General features: G+C 65.8%; 17 protein-coding genes. 5 read left to right on the forward strand and 12 right to left on the reverse strand.

The genetic code is table 11. The features are described 5' to 3' along the window. On the forward strand, positions 1-672 hold a 672-nt coding region (locus METUNV2_RS0109735), incomplete at its 5' end, for an IS110 family transposase (protein WP_018229283.1). Between the two features lie 154 nt (positions 673-826). Here the strand turns inward: METUNV2_RS0109735 and METUNV2_RS0109740 are convergent. Genes METUNV2_RS0109740 through METUNV2_RS0109765 form a run of 6 tightly spaced genes read right to left on the reverse strand, consistent with a single transcriptional unit; the run spans position 827 to position 6,730 of the window. Continuing rightward, positions 827-1,156 carry a Na+/H+ antiporter subunit G gene (locus METUNV2_RS0109740; RefSeq protein WP_018229284.1) on the reverse strand — a complete coding sequence of 110 codons (330 nt, stop codon included), beginning with the start codon at positions 1,154-1,156 and terminating at the stop codon, positions 827-829. 10 nt (positions 1,157-1,166) lie between these two features. Then, positions 1,167-1,436 carry a K+/H+ antiporter subunit F gene (locus METUNV2_RS0109745; protein WP_018229285.1) on the reverse strand — a complete coding sequence of 90 codons (270 nt, stop codon included), beginning with the start codon at positions 1,434-1,436 and terminating at the stop codon, positions 1,167-1,169. Then, positions 1,433-1,942: a Na+/H+ antiporter subunit E gene (locus METUNV2_RS0109750; protein ID WP_018229286.1), complete on the reverse strand. Its 510-nt coding sequence runs from the start codon at positions 1,940-1,942 to the stop codon at positions 1,433-1,435. Before METUNV2_RS0109750 ends, METUNV2_RS0109745 begins: the two co-directional genes overlap by 4 nt. After that, on the reverse strand, positions 1,939-3,549 hold the full coding sequence (locus METUNV2_RS0109755) for a monovalent cation/H+ antiporter subunit D (RefSeq protein WP_018229287.1): 1,611 nt from the start codon (positions 3,547-3,549) through the stop codon (positions 1,939-1,941). The genes METUNV2_RS0109750 and METUNV2_RS0109755 overlap by 4 nt, the downstream gene beginning before the upstream one ends. Further along, positions 3,546-3,917, reverse strand: a complete 372-nt coding sequence (locus METUNV2_RS0109760; protein WP_018229288.1) for a Na+/H+ antiporter subunit C — start codon at positions 3,915-3,917, stop codon at positions 3,546-3,548. Before METUNV2_RS0109760 ends, METUNV2_RS0109755 begins: the two co-directional genes overlap by 4 nt. Then, positions 3,914-6,730, reverse strand: coding sequence for a monovalent cation/H+ antiporter subunit A (locus METUNV2_RS0109765; RefSeq protein ID WP_018229289.1), 2,817 nt, complete (start codon positions 6,728-6,730; stop codon positions 3,914-3,916). The genes METUNV2_RS0109760 and METUNV2_RS0109765 overlap by 4 nt, the downstream gene beginning before the upstream one ends. 167 nt (positions 6,731-6,897) lie before the next feature. Between METUNV2_RS0109765 and METUNV2_RS0109770 the strand changes: the two genes are divergently transcribed. From METUNV2_RS0109770 to METUNV2_RS0109785, 4 genes are all read left to right on the forward strand, one after another. Beyond that, entirely contained in the window at positions 6,898-8,124 is a 1,227-nt protein-coding gene (locus tag METUNV2_RS0109770) for a tyrosine-type recombinase/integrase (RefSeq protein ID WP_018229290.1), read from the forward strand. 123 nt (positions 8,125-8,247) lie between these two features. Further along, the gene (gene bufA2 / locus METUNV2_RS0109775) at positions 8,248-8,538 is read left to right on the forward strand and encodes a BufA2 family periplasmic bufferin-type metallophore (RefSeq protein ID WP_018229291.1); all 291 of its coding nucleotides are present in this window, start codon (positions 8,248-8,250) and stop codon (positions 8,536-8,538) included. A gap of 53 nt (positions 8,539-8,591) precedes the next feature. Next, entirely contained in the window at positions 8,592-9,440 is an 849-nt protein-coding gene (gene bufB, locus METUNV2_RS0109780; protein WP_018229292.1) for an MNIO family bufferin maturase, read from the forward strand. After that, positions 9,437-10,222, forward strand: a complete 786-nt coding sequence (locus METUNV2_RS0109785; RefSeq protein ID WP_018229293.1) for an HvfC/BufC N-terminal domain-containing protein — start codon at positions 9,437-9,439, stop codon at positions 10,220-10,222. Before bufB ends, METUNV2_RS0109785 begins: the two co-directional genes overlap by 4 nt. A 15-nt stretch (positions 10,223-10,237) precedes the next feature. Here the strand turns inward: METUNV2_RS0109785 and METUNV2_RS0109790 are convergent, their stop codons facing one another. The 6 genes from METUNV2_RS0109790 to METUNV2_RS0109815 form a co-directional block, all read right to left on the reverse strand. After that, positions 10,238-11,209 (reverse strand): NAD(P)H-dependent flavin oxidoreductase, encoded by a 972-nt coding sequence (locus METUNV2_RS0109790; RefSeq protein ID WP_018229294.1) that lies wholly within the window; start codon positions 11,207-11,209, stop codon positions 10,238-10,240. Between the two features lie 405 nt (positions 11,210-11,614). Further along, the gene (locus METUNV2_RS0109795) at positions 11,615-12,358 is read right to left on the reverse strand and encodes a DUF6602 domain-containing protein (RefSeq protein WP_018229295.1); all 744 of its coding nucleotides are present in this window, start codon (positions 12,356-12,358) and stop codon (positions 11,615-11,617) included. Positions 12,359-12,375: 17 nt separating this feature from the next. After that, positions 12,376-13,275 (reverse strand): CBASS oligonucleotide cyclase, encoded by a 900-nt coding sequence (locus tag METUNV2_RS0109800; RefSeq protein ID WP_018229296.1) that lies wholly within the window; start codon positions 13,273-13,275, stop codon positions 12,376-12,378. After that, entirely contained in the window at positions 13,275-13,775 is a 501-nt protein-coding gene (locus METUNV2_RS0109805) for a hypothetical protein (protein ID WP_018229297.1), read from the reverse strand. The genes METUNV2_RS0109800 and METUNV2_RS0109805 overlap by 1 nt, the downstream gene beginning before the upstream one ends. After that, complete coding sequence (locus METUNV2_RS0109810) at positions 13,772-14,236, reverse strand: hypothetical protein (RefSeq protein WP_018229298.1); 465 nt, start codon at positions 14,234-14,236, stop codon at positions 13,772-13,774. Before METUNV2_RS0109810 ends, METUNV2_RS0109805 begins: the two co-directional genes overlap by 4 nt. Next, positions 14,233-15,117 (reverse strand): AAA family ATPase, encoded by an 885-nt coding sequence (locus tag METUNV2_RS0109815; RefSeq protein WP_018229299.1) that lies wholly within the window; start codon positions 15,115-15,117, stop codon positions 14,233-14,235. The genes METUNV2_RS0109810 and METUNV2_RS0109815 overlap by 4 nt, the downstream gene beginning before the upstream one ends. Between the last annotated feature and the right edge of the window lie 215 nt (positions 15,118-15,332).

Consider the following 15,332-nt stretch of genomic DNA (forward strand, 5'->3'; position numbering starts at 1 on the left):
CGGCACGACGCGGGCCTGATCGCCCGCTATCTCGCCCACGAAGGGGCGCGTCTGCGCCCGTTCTTGCTGCCGCCCCGTGCGGTGACCGAACTGCGCGCCCTGCTGCGCCGTCGCGCCACCCTGGTGCGTTGCCTGGGCCGCATGCGTCAGAGCATGGAGGAGCTGCCCGGCTTCGCTCGCCAGGTGCGGGCCGTTACCGAGCGGATCCAGGCGCTGATCAAACGGCTAGAACAGCGCATCGCCGCGCTGATCGGCACCAGCGGCTGGGAGGACCCGTACCGGCGCATCCTCAAGGTCGAAGGCATCGGCGCACTCACCGCCGCCGGCCTGTGCGCCACGTTTCACCGCGCCCCATTCGGCCGGGCCGATGCCTTCATCGCCTTCCTCGGCCTGGATGTGACCGTACGCCAATCGGGCACCCAGCGCGCACGCGGGGTGCTCAGCAAGAAGGGCGACGCCGAGATGCGCCGCCTGCTCTACAACGCCGCCATGGCCGCCAGCCGATCCAGTACGTGGCAGCCGTTCTATCAGCGCATGCTCCAGCGCGGATTCAGCCGCACGCAGGCGCTGGTCGCACTGGCCAGAAAGCTCGCAAGGGTCGCCTTCTCGCTAATGAAGAACGCCTCCGACTACGTCCCTCAACAACACGAAAACGCTTGCGCTCGAACATAGAATCTCCCACAGGAATCTGCACAGGTCGGGGCGCGCTGTTGTGGGAGCGGCTCCCCCGCCGCGATGGGGCCTGTGCCCGGCACCATCTCCTGAACAGCCGCCGCAATCGCGGCGAGGCGCCGCTCCCACGGAAGCTGCAAAAAGGCAGCGGCCCTCAGTCCCGCTTCGGATGCCCCGCCTTGGACGGCAGCTTCAGGTGCAGCGCGGCCTTGGCCAGCAGGTTGGCCGACACCGGCGCGGTGATGAAGATGAACAGCGTGATCAGCAGTTCATGGATGGCCAGACGGCCGGTGGCGGCGCTGTACAGCATGCTGGCCAGCAGCACGCCGCCCACGCCCAGCGTGCTGGCCTTGGTCGGCGCGTGCAGACGCTGGAAGAAGTCGCGGAAGCGCAACATGCCGAGCGCGCCCACCAGCAGGAAGAAGGCGCCGATCAGCAGCAGCAGCGCCACCAGCCCGTCGATCCACGGATTCAGTTCAGTCATCGCGGCCCCTTCACTCGATCACGTCGCCGCGCGTCAGGTAGCGCGCCAGCGCCACGGTCGCGACGAAACCCAGCATGGCGACGATGAGCGCCGCCTCGAACAGCAGTTCGCTGCCCTGGCGCATGCCCAGCACGATCACCAGCGCCACCACATTCACGTACAGCGTATCGAGCGCCAGGATGCGGTCGGCGATCTCGGGGCCGTGCAGCACCCGCCAGCCGCAGGCCAGCATGGCCATCACCAGCGCGCCGAAGGCGAGATCAAGCGCCAGATCGGTCATCCGAAAATCTCCCTCAGCGGTGCCTCGTAACGCGCCTTCATGTCGCGGGCCGCGGCCTCCGGGTCGCTGCAGTCCAGCGCATGCACCAGGATTTCCCGGCGCGCCTCGTCGATGACGCAGGACACCGTGCCCGGCGTCATCGTGATGATGGAGGCGAACAGTGCAATGCCGTTCGGGTGGGTGATGTCCAGCGGCACCGGCACCCAGGCCGGCTGCGGCGTGCGGGTCGGACTCAGCACCAGCTTCGCCACCGTGATGTTGGACTGCACGATGTCCCACAGCACGATGGCGGTGAGCCTGAGCGCCGGGCCGGCCGCGCGCAGCCGGAAGCCGTCGCCGATGAAACCGGCGACCATGCGCGGAATGACCAGCGCCAGCAGCGCGGCCGCGATCAGGTTTCCGGCATCGACCGACTGCTGCAGCATGAGCCAGCCGGCCGCCAGCAGCGCCGACATGACCGGGTGCGCCAGCCAGCGGCGGGCGGCGGGGGCGCGCTGATCGCTCATGGCCTGCCCTCCCCGTCCGGTGCCGGAAACCGATACGGCCGCGTGGTGATCACGCCTTCGACGCCGAGCACCGCCTGCACATAGCTGCGGCGGTCCGCCAGCTGGGCTGCGGCGGCATCGGTGTAGCGGGTCAGCGGGCCGGCCAGCACGCTCATCAGTACGCCGGCGCCGAGCAGCGCCACCGGTGCGGCGAGCAGGCGCAGGCTGGCGCCGGCCGGCGTGCCGCTGCCAGCCAGTTCAGGGCGTTCGCTCCAGAACAGCACGCTGCCCGCGCGCGCCAGCCCGAGCAGGGTCAGGAAGCCCACGGTCAGCACCACCGCCCACACCCAGGGCTGCGACGCGATGCCGCTGGAGGCCTGCAGCACCATGAGCTTGCCGATGAAGCCGGGCAGCGGCGGCAGGCCGGCGGCCGACGCGGCGGCCAGCAGCATGAGCAGGCCGAGCAGCGCCGGCTGCGCCAGCGGCGGGCCAGGTTCGATGCGGTCGGCCGCGTCGCCGCGCTGCGCGGCCAGCAGTTCGGCCAGCAGGAAGAGCGCGGCCACCACCAGCGTGCTGTGCACCATGTAATAGAGCGCGGCCGACAGCCCGGCCGGGCTGAACAGCCCGACACCGGCCAGCACGGTGCCGACCGACGCCACGGTCAGCCAGGCCACCAGCCGCGGCAGGGTGCGGGCAGACAGCACGCCGCACACCGCGAGCAGACCGGTCGCCAGCCCGAGCGGCAGCAGCCAGGGGCCGGCCACCAGCGCCGAGGCACCGGCGTCCGCGCCGAAAATGACCGCATGCACCCGCACGATGCTGTACACGCCCACCTTGGTCATGATGGCGAACAGCGCCGCCACCGGCGCGCTGGCCGCGGCATAGGTGGCAGGCAGCCACAGGTGCAGCGGCAGCAGCGCCGCCTTCACGCCGAACACCACGAGCAGCAGCAGCGCGGCCGCCTTCAGCACCACCGCGCCGTCGCCCTCGACCAGCGGCACCCGCTGCGCCAGATCGGCCATGTTCAGCGTGCCGGCGTTGGCGTAGATCAGCGACACGCCGATCAGGAACAGCGCCGACGCCGCCAGATTGATCGCCACGTACTGCAGGCCGACCTTGAAGCGCTCCCTGCCCTGCCCGTGTATCAGCATCACGTAGGAGGCGATCAGCAGCACCTCGAAGAACACGAACAGATTGAACAGGTCGCCGGTGACGAAGGCGCCGTTCAGGCCCATCAGCTGGAACTGGAACAGCGCATGGAAATGCCGGCCACGGGTGTCCCAGCCGCCGCCGGCGTACCACAGCACCGGCAGCGCCACCGCCTGGGTGAGCACCAGCATCATCGCCGACAGCCGGTCCACCACCAGCACGATGCCGAAGGGCGCCGGCCAGTCTCCGACGCGGTACACCCGCAGCGCGCCGCTGTCCGCCTCCAGCGCCAGCTTGAGCGCGAACATGAGGCCGAGCGCGACCGACATCAGCGCGATGCGCCGCAGCCGCGGCAGCGCCTCGGCGCGATCGCCGATCAGCAGCATGAGCACCGCGGTCAGACTGGGCAGCAGCACCGGCAGCACCGCGAGGTGCTGGCGGAACATCTGCATCATCACGTCGGCGAAGGTGGCGCTCATGCGCCGCCCTCCGGCCGTTCGCCGGGCTCGCGCCCGTCCACGTGATCGGTGCCGGATTCAGCCCGGCTGCGCAGCGCCAGTTCGATCACGAAACCGGTGGTGGCGAAGCCGATCACGATGGCGGTGAGTACCAGCGCCTGCGGCAGCGGGTCAGCCTGCACCGCGCCCTGCCCCAGTATCGGCGGCGCACCGCTCCACAGTCGGCCCATCACGAAAATGAAAATGTTCACCGCATAGCCCAGCAGCGTGAGGCCCAGCACCACCGGAAAGCTGCGGCTGCGCAGCATCAGATAGACGCCGCAGGCGGTCACCCAGCCGATGCCGGTCGCCACCAGGAATTCCATGCTGATGTTGGCGAGCAGACTCATGCGTGATCTTCCTTGCTGGCCGCGCCCAGCACCGACAGCGTGAGCAGCGTGGCGCCGACCACCGTGATGTACACACCCAGATCGAAGGCCGCCGCGCTGGCCAGTGGCAGTTCGCCCACCACCGGCAGCGCCGGGTGGCCGTGCGCGCTGGTCAGGAAGGGCCGGCCGAACCAGAAGGCGCCGATGCCGGTGAGCCCGGCGATGCCCAGACCGGTACCGATCCAGCGGGTGAAGCGGCGGCCGGCCGCGCCGTGCAGCAGGCTTTCGGCGCGCGCCTGACCGAGCGCCATGTACTGCATCACCAGCGCGACCGAAGTCATCAGGCCGGCGATGAAGCCGCCGCCCGGCATATTGTGGCCGCGCCAGTAGATGTAGGCCGAGGCGAGCAGCGCCAGCGGCAGCACCACGCGCGCCGCCACCCGCAGCAGCAGCGGCTGCTGTTCGAAGGCCCAGGCGCGGCCGTCGGCGTCCGCCGCCGGCCGGCGGGTGCGGAAGCCGTCGAGCAGCGCCAGTGCGCCGAGGCCGGCGATGCCCAGCACGGTGATTTCGCCGAAGGTGTCATAGCCGCGGAAATCGACCAGGATCACGTTCACCACATTGTTGCCGCCGCCTTCGGTCAGCGAGCGCTCGAGGAAGAACCACGAGATCGAGTCGTGATTCCGCGTGAGCATCAGCCAGGTCAGCCCGGCCACGCCGCCGCCGGCCACCAGCGCCAGCAGCGCGTCGCGGCCACGCCGCAGCGCGGTCGATTCACGCGGCGTGTGCTGCGGCAGCAGTGCCAGCCCCATCAGCATGAGCACGGTGGACACCACTTCGACCGACAGCTGGGTGAGCGCCAGATCCGGCGCCGACAGGCCGACGAAGGTGAGCGCGGTGATGAGGCCGACGATGCCCACCAGCACCAGCGCGCGGAAGCGCTGATGATGGGTGGCCGCGATCACGGTGGCGGTGATGAGCAGCAGCGCCCACAGCGCCAGCGCGAGCGACGTGGCCGGCATCAGCGCGCGGTCGCCGGCGGTGGGCAGTGCCTCCGCCTGCCAGAACGGCGCCGCGGCCAGCAGCACCGCGAACGCCACCATGATGAGCAGCGAACGCTGCAGCGAGCCGTTCTCGGTGGCGGCGGTGACGCGGCCGGCGAACGCGAACAGCCGGTCGATCGCGCAGCCGAAAGCCGCCTTGCCGGACCATGCGCGCGGCAGGTAACGGTGCAGCGCACCGCCCTTCATCAGTCCGGCATACAGCGCGAAGCCGGCCAGCACCGCCACCGCGCTCATCGCCAGCGGCGCATTCACGCCATGCCACAGTGCCAGATGGAATTCCGGCGGCGGCCCGCCCAGCGCGGCGTCTGCCGCCAGCCGCACCAGCGGGCCGTAAGTGCTTTCCGGGAACAGGCCGACCGCCACGCACAGCAGCGCCAGCAACGCGACCGGCGCCAGCATGCCGGCCGGCGGGTCGTGCGGATGGGCGTCTGCCGGCAGGTCACGCGTCGGGCCGTTGAAGAAGGTGTCGTGCGCGAAGCGCAGCGAATAGGCCATGGACGACACCGCCGCCAGCAGCGCCACCGCCGGCACGATCCAGCTCAGGCGGTCGGCGCCGGCGAGTGCTTCGGCGAAATACATTTCCTTGGACAGGAAGCCGTTCAGCGGCGGCAGCCCGCCCATGGCCGCGGCCGCGGTCAGCGCGAAGGTGGCGGTCCAGGGCATCCAGCCGTACAGGCCGCCGAGCCGGCGCAGGTCGCGGCTGTGACAGGCGTGATCGACGATGCCCGCGCTCATGAACAGCGCCGCCTTGAAGGTGGCGTGGTTAAGGATGTGAAACACCGCCGCCACCTTGGCCATGGGCGCGTCCAGTCCGATGAGCACGGTGATGAAACCGAGGTGGCTCACCGTCGAATAGGCGAGCAGCCCTTTCAGGTCGTGACGGAAGAGGGCCACCCAGGCGGCGAAGGTGACGGTGGCCAGACCGAAGCCGGTCACCACCTGTTCGAACAGCGCGGTGCCGCCCAGCACCGGATACAGCCGCAGCATCAGGAAGATGCCGGCCTTCACCATGGTGGCCGAGTGCAGGTAGGCGGACACCGGTGTGGGTGCGGCCATCGCCTCCGGCAGCCAGAAATGGAAGGGCAGCTGCGCGCTCTTGGTGAAGCAGCCGGTCAGCACCAGCGCCAGCACCAGCGGGTACAGCGGGTCGGCGACGATGCGCTCGCGGTGCTGCAGGATTTCGGTCAGTTCATAGCTGCCGGCGATCTGGCCCAGCAGCACGAAGCCGGCCAGCATGATCAGCCCGCCGCCGCCGGTCACCGCCAGCGCCATGCGCGCGCCGGCCCGTGCGTCCGCCCGGTGCCCCCAGTAGCCGACCAGCAGGAAGGAAGACACGCTGGTGAGCTCCCAGAACACCACCAGCATGAGCAGGTTGTCCGACAGCACCACGCCCAGCATGGCGGCCATGAACAGCATGAGCAGCGCGTAGAACTTGCCCGCCGGATCTTCGCTGCCCAGATAGTGATGGGCGTACAGCACGATGAGCGCGCCGATGCCGGTGATGAGCAGGCCGAACATCAGCGCCAGGCCGTCGAGCCGCCAGCCGATGTTCAGGCCCAGCTGCGGCAGCCATTCGAAACCGGCTGCCGGCACCTCGCCCGCGAACACCGCCGGCGCCATGCGCAGCAGCAGCGCGAGTGCGGCCAGCGTCACGCCACCGGCCGCCAGCGCGGTGAGCAGGCGGCGCGCCGGCGTATTGCCGCGCCCGATCAGGGCACAGGCGGCGGTTCCGGCCAGCAGCGGGAGCAGTACGACGGTGGCGAGAAGATTCATGCAGACGATGCGGGGGCGGTCGTGCGCGGGAGCGGCGAAGGATACCTGTTTTCGCGCACACGCCCGGCCGGCCGCCATTTCGGATTTCCGACCTGACCGCCGGTATCGCGTCAGGTTCCCGGCACCGCTCTGCCGCATGACCGGAGCGGGCGGTAACATCACGCCCCATGAGCGATGAATTTCCTGGCGGCGCAGCGGTGCCCATCCGTCCGATGGACGAAATTTCGGTGCCGGCCGCACTCGACGGCCATGACGGCGTGAACCGCGCCGACCGCGCGCGGCTGCAGATCGGTGCCGACACCGACATCGAGGCCATCCGCTGCTTCCTGACCGAATACGACCGCTCGCCCGGCACCCATCGCATCTACCAGCGCGAATGCGAACGGCTGCTGCTGTGGTCGCTGGTCGAGTGCGGCAAGCCGCTGTCCAGCCTGAACCGGCAGGACTTCGAGGGCTATCTCAACTTCCTGGTCGACCCGCAGCCGGCGAAGCTGTGGTGCGGCCCCAAGGTGCAGCGGGTGCGCGCCGAGTGGCGCCCCTTCGTCGGCCCGCTGTCGGAATCGGCAGTGCTCACCGCGATCGCCGCCATCAATTCGCTGATGAGCTATCTGGTCGACGCCGGTTACCTGGCCGGCAACCCGCTCGGGCTGATCCGCCAGCGCCGCCGCAAGCTGGCCGCGGAAAGCGCCGGCCCGGCTCACGTGATCGCGCAGACCGAAGAGATGCAGAAGGTCGAGCGCTTTCTCGACGCCGAAATGTGGCAGGCGGTCACCCGCGCCATCGAAGCCATGCCGCGCGAAGCCGACGGCGAGCGCGACGAGTACGAGCGCGCCCGCTTCATCGCCGCCCTGCTCTACATGCTGGCGCCGCGCGCCGGCGAGCTGGAATCGCACCGCATGAACAGCTTCCGCGAAGAGCGCGGGCGCTGGTGGTGGCATGTGGTCGGCAAGGGCGGCAAGCAGGCCAAGGTGCCGGTGGCCGACGACATGGTTCATGCGCTGGTGCGCTACCGCAGGCATCTGGGCCTGCCGGCCATGCCCAAGCGCACCGACCTCACGCCGCTGCTGGTGTCGCTGAAGGACCGCAGCCCGATCACCTCGCGCCGGCTGAACCAGATCCTGAAAAAGATTTTCTACGCCGCGGCCGAACTGCTGCCGGACGAATCGGAATACAAGAAGGACAAGCTGCGCGCCGCCTCCGCCCACTGGGGTCGCCACACCGGCATCACCGCCAAGCTCGACGCCGGCATGAGCGAACGCTACGTGCAGAAGGACGCGCGCCACACCGACGCGCGCACCACCCAGCGCTACATCCACGAAGAGGAAGAGCGCTGGCACGACGAGGCGCAGAAGCAGCAGCTGCCGTGGTCCACAGAAAGTACGCCCGGCAAGTAAGGTTCCGCCCCCCTCCCCGGTCAAGTGGGCAGGCGTGCAGAAGACGGTGATCCGGACACCGGCTTTCGCACCCGCCGCGTTGCCGTGCATCCCGCCCGGCCGCACTCCCCGAGGAGAATTTCGATGTCCACGAACACTTTCGGCGCTTCGATCGCCGCTGCCGCCGCCCTGCTCGCCCTGTCCGGAACCGTTTTCGCTGCCGACATGCCGGCCGGCAGCAAGGGCGCCGCAGTGGGCGCCGGCGACAAGGTGCATTGCTACGGCCTGCACGCTTGCAAGGGCAACAGCGACTGCGCCACCGCCGAACACAGCTGCAAGGGCCAGAACGCCTGCAAGGGCCACGGCTTCAAGGCCACCTCGGCCAAGCAGTGTCTGGATCAGGGCGGCACCATCGGCGACCTGTCGGCCAAGTAAGCTTCGCGCCGACACGCGGCCCGGGCCTGTCCGCGCCGGGCCGCGCACCGCCGATGAAAACACTCACCGCCCCCTCGCCCGGCTTCGGCCTGGGTCTGCGTCCGGCCCACTACGCGGCACTGCTCGAAACACGCGCGCCGCTCGAATGGCTGGAAATCATTTCCGAAAACTTCATGGTCGACGGCGGCAAGCCGATGGCCATGCTCGATCGTCTGCGCGCCGACTACCCGATGGCCCTGCACGGCGTGGCGCTGTCGATAGGCTCGACCGACGCGCTCGACCGCGGCTATCTGAAGAAGCTGAAAGCACTGGCAGGCCGCGTCGATCCGCTGTGGATTTCCGATCACTTCTGCTGGACTGGCGTCGGCGGCCACAATTCGCACGATCTGCTGCCGCTGCCCTACACCGAAGAGGCGGTGCGCCTGCTGGTGAGCCGCATCGGTCAGGTGCAGCACGAACTGGGCCGCCGGCTGGTGCTGGAAAACGTGTCTAGCTACCTCGGCTACGCGGTGTCCGACATGAGCGAGTGGGACTTCATCCGCACCGTGGCCGAAGAGGCCGACTGCCTGCTGCTGCTCGACGTGAACAACGTGTATGTCAGCAGCGTCAATCACGGCTTCAACCCGCTCACCTATCTGGCCGGCATCCCTGCCGCGCGGGTGCAGCAGATCCATCTCGCCGGCCACTCGACCCACGACGATCATCTGGTCGACACCCACGACCAGCCGGTGTGCGAAGACGTGTGGGCGCTGTATGACACCGCCTGCCGCATGTTCGGCAACGTCGCCACGATGATAGAGCGCGACGACAACATCCCGGATCTGCCCGAACTGCTGGCAGAGCTCGCCCGCGCCCGCCGCATCGCCGCGCGGGCCACCAACGCCGAACAGGTGGCCGCATGAGCGCGCTGGCCGAACTGCAGCGGCAGTTCATGCATTACCTGCATGACGCACCCAACGCCTTCATCGACACGCTGGCCGCGAGCGACGGCCTGGCGCCGGCCGCGCGGGCGCACATCTATCACCACGCCTACCGGGTGCGTCTGCTCGACACGCTGAAGGACAGTTTCGACAAGACCTGGGCCTGGCTGGGCGACGACGCTTTCGAGTCGGCCGGCCGGCGCTACATCGCGGCCCACCCGCCCACGCAGTTCAGCCTGCGGCCCTTCGGCGACTGCTTCCCCGCGTGGCTGCGCACCGCATGGCCGGACGACCCGGAGGTGGCCGAACTGGCCGCGCTCGACTGGGCGCTGCGCAACGCCTTCGACAGCGCCGACGGCGCAGCGCTCGACGCCGCTGCGCTGGCCGGCTACAGCGCCGAGGACTGGGGTCGCGTCGTGTTTGCGCTGCAGCCGGGCGCGCAGTGGCTGCAGTTCAGCCGCAACACGCTGGATCTGTGGCACGCGATGGACCGCGGCGACTCGCCACCCGATCTCGTGACGCTGGCGCAGCCGCTCACCGTGCTGGTGTGGCGCAAGGGCGAACAGCCGCATTTCCGCTCGGTCGATGCACCTGAAGCCGTCATGCTGCAAGCCATGCAGGCCGGCACGCCGTTCGCCGCCGCCTGCGCCGGCGTGGACGCGCCGGACGCGCAGACGCTGATCGGCGGCTGGCTCGCGCGCTGGCTGGCCGACGGGCTGATCCGCGAAGCCGACTGCCCCGCGCCGCCTGCGACCGACGGCTGACCCGGCCTGCCGACCTCAGTCGGCGGCCGCCTTTTCAGCAGCGCCTTTGAGCGCTGCGCGGCAGTCCGCCACCATGCGTTCGATCAGTTCGGCGCAGGACGGAATGTCGTCGATCAGGCCGATCACCTGACCGGCGGTCACCACGCCGCCGTCGATGTCGCCCTCAGCCAGCGCCGCCGCCCCGCGCGCGCCGCTCACCAGCGGGCGGATGTCCTCGAAAGTGCAGCCGCGGCTTTCCGCCTCGACCACCGCGTCCGACACCGCGTTGCGGAACACCCGCGCCGTGTTGTGCAGGCTGCGCAGGATGAGCCGTGTGTCGCGCTCGCTCGCCTTCACCAGCGCCTGCTTGATGCTGTCGTGGATCGGCGCCTCCTTCGTCACGCAGAAACGCGTGCCCATATTGACGCCCTCGGCACCCAGCGCCAGCGCCGCCGCCATGCCGCGGCCGTCACCGATGCCGCCGGACGCGATCACCGGAATGTCCAGCGCCCGTGCCGCGATCGGAATCAGCACCAGGCCCGGCACATCGTCCTCACCCGGGTGCCCGGCGCACTCGAAGCCGTCGATGCTCACGATATCCACGCCCTTCTTTTGCGCCGACAGCGCATGCCGCACCGCCACGCACTTGTGGATGAGCGTCGCCCCGCGCGCCTTCGCCTTGGCGATGAACGCCTCCGGATTGTTGCCCGCCGTTTCGATGATGCGGATGCCCGCATCCAGCATCGCGTCGAGATAGGCCTCGTAAGGCGGCGGCTTGATCGCCGGCAGGATGGTCAGATTCACGCCGAAAGGCTGATCCGTCATGTCGCGACAGCGCGCGATCTCCGCCACCAGCGCCTCGGGCGTCTGCTGCGTCAGCGCCGTCAGGATGCCCAGCCCGCCGGCATTCGACACCGCCGAAGCCAGCTCCGCCCGCCCCACCCACATCATCCCGCCCTGCACGATGGGGTAGCGGATGCCCAGAAGTTCGGTGATGCGCGTCTTCATCGTCTGCGTCCAGCGTCGGTCAACGATCCGCATCATGCCCGCCGGAAAAATGAACAGGGCGTTTGAAACGCTGTGAACGGACGCTTACCGGGCGCTTGTGCTGGCATCCGAGATACAGGCTTTAGGCATGGCGTGAGCCCGGGTACCCGAACATCCACCGAAAGGTTATTGCCGTGTAACACCGCAGATGCGAGGCTCCGATAAGCGAACACAGCTACCAAGACCTTAAATTCACGGGTGAATCGGGTGCGTGGTCGGCTGGAAACCATCCTCTCAAGTTTCAAACGGTCCGAAAAGTCAGGAGCAGGTCAGCGGAATTATCGGGGTCAGACCCCATATATTTGGAAAGAAAAAGGAAATTCAGCCACAAGTTAAAGCAGAAGACAGTCAAGCTCGACAGACTGCTCAGCGGCGGTTGATGATGTCGGCGTAGGCAGACCAATCTATCGCCGGTACGGACCCCAGCGACTGAAGCTTGGACAAGAGCCGGAACAGGAAGTAAATCAAAGCGCCTTCCTTCGGCACAAGCTTCAACGCACCGTCGAAGGTGTCGAATGCACCATCTTCCAACGCGCAACCGCAATCCAGCAATTCTGGCAGCGAAGACGGCAAGTGCTTGTTGAAGGATGCCCCAAGACCATCAGTCCAGCTAGATTTCGGCGCAACGATCCCTGCCACAATCGGAAACGGGTCCTTGGGTTTGAACGTACCGCCTGCGTGAGCGATAGCCACTGAAGTGCGGTGAAGCTTGCGCACTGAAGCAGCTTTGGCCCCGGCATACTCCAGATAATCCTTGTCAAAGTGCGGCTTTGACTCAAAAACCGCATATACAGCCTCGGCAGGGATGTATCGATGCTTCTGTTGATCAAGCAGGGTGGGCGTGAAGTGCCGATCGAAAATCACCAGATCGATCTGCTCACTCCGATTTCCCTTGCTGTCTATCACGAACCCTGTTGCAACTTCATAGCGGTTCGGTAGGTATGCACGGAATACGTCAATCCAGTGGTCTTCATTGACGCTGCCTTGCGTACCGGCGTGCTCAATGGATTGCGAGGCACGCTTGATCTTAATGGCAAGTTCGGACTGCACATCGACGAAAGCGTCCTTCATCCATGCTGTGTCGTCGGGGGCGCTCAGTTTTTTTGCCATGCTCGTTGCTCTAGGGCTCAGGACAAGGGAAATTTCTTCCCAAACAGTTCTCGCCAGACGCGAAGCGCTTCACCATTGCGGCCGGACCTCACATGGTGAATGGCCTCGTTAGCCTGTCGCAGGGCCTCGGTGAGTATATTCTTCGCCCGCGCTACACGTGCCGCATCCATTGCATCACTGATCGGAGGGCCAAGGCCGGCAGGATCAGGCCATGTATCACCTATGCGATCAGCAAGGGTCGCGAAGAAGCTTTGAATCTCGCGGTCGAATTGTCCGCCCCATCCGCCATGCATGCACTGCAAGGCCATCACCTCAATGAGGAAGGACGGCTTGATGGGTTTCTCTCCATGCTTGGGGTTGTTGTTCCAGTACTTCACCATTCTGACTAGGCCCTTCCACTCGTTCGAGTAGGCTTGATGGGCCTCGGTAGCCTTTCGGGCATGGATCTCCGGGTTCGTCTTGATCCACTTCCCCGTATCGTCATCCGGAATCTCGTAGTCGTCTCCGGAGGCAAAAGCCGGGACCACATCAACACTCAAAACACGGTAGTCGGTGTTGTCCTCAGAGTCGACGACTACACCGAAGTCGACGTTGATGGAGCGGCTCTGCCGAGTGATGGCCTTGCCGCCGTACTTTTCTTTTAGCGCAACCTCATAGTCATCGAGAACGACAGCTGCCGATTTGGAGCGGTAGCCTTTTTCCCCATTCTTCATCACGAAAAAGATGTCGATATCCTTCAGCGGCTTCGTCTTCGTGTGGCGTTTGTAGGAGCCTGTCAGGAAATCCCGGTCGATGGTGAATTTGGTGCGGATAAACTCCCGCACCTCGGTGTGACGGTCACTTGCGTTCTTTTGCTCGCGATCGTTGAGCTCCAGGCGAGATTTGAACTTCCGGAAAGCTTCATCGATGGTCAACATTACGCTTGCCTCCAGTAGCCCGTATTCGCTCCCAAGCCGCCGTGCTCGACCGTAGTACCCAGGCTTTGCTTGACCATGCCATCCGTGTTCCGATAGGAAGCTGGTGCCCAGCCCTCCACATCCGGCCGCCCCGGCTTATTCTGAAGCAGAAGGGAATACTTCGCCTGGCTCGGAACAACACCCGCCTTGCGGATCGCATACTTGAGCTGATCCGTATCAGTCCAGAAGCTTCCATCACCGGCTGCCCAGGTATAGATCACATCGACATCCCAGCGAATGATCAGCTTGTCATTGCCAGGGTCATACACCTCAAGTACGACACGCTCCAAATGGCCGCTGTCCAACCACGTCTTCACTGCGCGCAGATTGCTGGCCCACCGATCAGCGAAGTGATCGGGGTCAAGGCCGCTGAGCCGAATGATGTCCTTGAGGCTCTTGAGGATATTGTCCGCGACGTAGGTGACGGAATGCGTGTAGGAGTAAGTAGCAACGGCAGTCATGATTTCAGGAACTCCTCGACATCCAGGGTCAGGGATGCAGCCTGAGACTTGCTGCTGTCACTAATCGCTGCGCTCTCCATATCGCGGGCGGTAATGCGGCTGCTGTGCTTTGCCAGTGCAATTTTCACCCAATCGAGCTCGTCTTTTGGGCACGGAAGCGAAACCCGCCAGTCGCCTTTCAGCGGATCGAACCCCAGTGAATCTTCACGAGCGTCAGTCCCGTCCACCGCATCGTCGTCGTAGGTGCAGTAGATCCGGGTTCTTGGTCCATCGCAGGTCACTACGATGGGTGCAGACTGCGGCGATCTGTCCGCGATGAGACTGCAGACAACACCGCTGACCGCGTTCAGCTCGGTGCGCGCTTTTACGTTCTCCGTGGTGAGGAGATCAACGATCGCGTCCCACGTCTGAGCGGCATCGCGATGCGGCGAACTGCGGAAAGTACGACTCGCTACAGTCATGGCTTCACCTTTGTCTTGGTGCGCTGTTCCTTGGCGTAGCGCGCCGCTGAAAGCAGATTGCCGATGGAGAGTGAATTGGGATTGATTGCGGTCTGGGGGTCGGCTGCCAGCGCATTGGCCACCATCTTGCGAATCGCGCGACCGTCCAGACCCACGCATGCTGAGACGCAGTCCGCGAAATCGGCGTCCCTCGTCAATCCAGCAACGTCCGGAAAGGTTATGGCGAGGCCACTGAGACACGCCCGCAGGATCTGCTCGCAGGCAGCCTCATCAGGCAGAGGGATCTCCATGATGAGGTCGCAGCGCGATGTGAACGCGCTATCCACTGCCTCCGGGAAATTGCTGGTCGCCACGAAAAGTAGGTTGGGATGTTGCTCTGCGAGCAGATCAAGCTGGACCAGTACTGCATCCGTTGCCCGATGGATGTCGATCGGGTTGGCATCCAAGCTGAGCTTGGATCTGTCAACCGCGAGGGTTTCTACTTCATCGAGCAAGACGATCGTGGGTCCGTTGGCTGCAGATTCGGCAATGGACTGAGAAAAGAGGTCAGATACTGCACGTTGGGTCTTTCCCATAGCCGAACTTGTTAGCGAGTGGGGCTCTACTTCGAGGAGCTGCATTCGAGCCCCCTTCAGCACTTGAGAAACCCGATGTGCCAAGCCCCTGGCCAACGAGGTCTTCCCGGTCCCTGGTGGCCCTACCAGAAGGATGACGCCATGCAGGGGGATTACGTCGCGGCTGACCTTGGGCCGGACCGTGAAATTCACGATTGCTTGTGAGAGCAACTGGGCCTTGCGATGCTCGTCAATGAGAATGGAATCCCAGAGTGCTCCAAGCGCCGGTTCAGGCAACGCCCAACGCCTGTGGATACCTTTCGGCATATTGCCCGCTTCGTTTCCTGATCCCATAACACTCTCGCTTTGCTGTTAGCACTCATCGAAGCCGACTGCTAACAACACTATAGGAAGGGCATTTCGGGTGCGCAAGTACTAAATAGCGGATTTTTTTATGCAGTCATGCCAAAACAATACCTCTTGGCGGCTCCTAGTCGAAGATCCGCGCAGTACCGCTGGTGAGAACCTTGCCCGAGCGGAAA

Origin of the sequence: Methyloversatilis universalis EHg5 (assembly GCF_000378945.1) — a bacterium.
GTDB lineage: Bacteria > Pseudomonadota > Gammaproteobacteria > Burkholderiales > Rhodocyclaceae > Methyloversatilis > Methyloversatilis universalis_A.

Bases quoted from the DNA above. Each gene is read 5' to 3' on its own strand.
- bufA2 (WP_018229291.1), top strand. From the start codon at position 8,248: ATGTCCACGAACACTTTCGGCGCTTCGATCGCCGCTGCCGCCGCCCTG.
- METUNV2_RS0109805 (WP_018229297.1), bottom strand. From the start codon at position 13,775: ATGACTGCCGTTGCTACTTACTCCTACACGCATTCCGTCACCTACGTC.
- METUNV2_RS0109795 (WP_018229295.1), bottom strand. From the start codon at position 12,358: ATGGCAAAAAAACTGAGCGCCCCCGACGACACAGCATGGATGAAGGAC.
- METUNV2_RS0109815 (WP_018229299.1), bottom strand. From the start codon at position 15,117: ATGCCGAAAGGTATCCACAGGCGTTGGGCGTTGCCTGAACCGGCGCTT.
- METUNV2_RS0109765 (WP_018229289.1), bottom strand. From the start codon at position 6,730: ATGAATCTTCTCGCCACCGTCGTACTGCTCCCGCTGCTGGCCGGAACC.
- METUNV2_RS0109800 (WP_018229296.1), bottom strand. From the start codon at position 13,275: ATGTTGACCATCGATGAAGCTTTCCGGAAGTTCAAATCTCGCCTGGAG.
- METUNV2_RS0109755 (WP_018229287.1), bottom strand. From the start codon at position 3,549: ATGAGCGCCACCTTCGCCGACGTGATGATGCAGATGTTCCGCCAGCAC.
- METUNV2_RS0109745 (WP_018229285.1), bottom strand. From the start codon at position 1,436: ATGACCGATCTGGCGCTTGATCTCGCCTTCGGCGCGCTGGTGATGGCC.
- METUNV2_RS0109785 (WP_018229293.1), top strand. From the start codon at position 9,437: ATGAGCGCGCTGGCCGAACTGCAGCGGCAGTTCATGCATTACCTGCAT.
- METUNV2_RS0109740 (WP_018229284.1), bottom strand. From the start codon at position 1,156: ATGACTGAACTGAATCCGTGGATCGACGGGCTGGTGGCGCTGCTGCTG.
- METUNV2_RS0109750 (WP_018229286.1), bottom strand. From the start codon at position 1,942: ATGAGCGATCAGCGCGCCCCCGCCGCCCGCCGCTGGCTGGCGCACCCG.
- METUNV2_RS0109760 (WP_018229288.1), bottom strand. From the start codon at position 3,917: ATGAGTCTGCTCGCCAACATCAGCATGGAATTCCTGGTGGCGACCGGC.
- METUNV2_RS0109810 (WP_018229298.1), bottom strand. From the start codon at position 14,236: ATGACTGTAGCGAGTCGTACTTTCCGCAGTTCGCCGCATCGCGATGCC.
- METUNV2_RS0109790 (WP_018229294.1), bottom strand. From the start codon at position 11,209: ATGAAGACGCGCATCACCGAACTTCTGGGCATCCGCTACCCCATCGTG.
- METUNV2_RS0109770 (WP_018229290.1), top strand. From the start codon at position 6,898: ATGAGCGATGAATTTCCTGGCGGCGCAGCGGTGCCCATCCGTCCGATG.
- bufB (WP_018229292.1), top strand. From the start codon at position 8,592: ATGAAAACACTCACCGCCCCCTCGCCCGGCTTCGGCCTGGGTCTGCGT.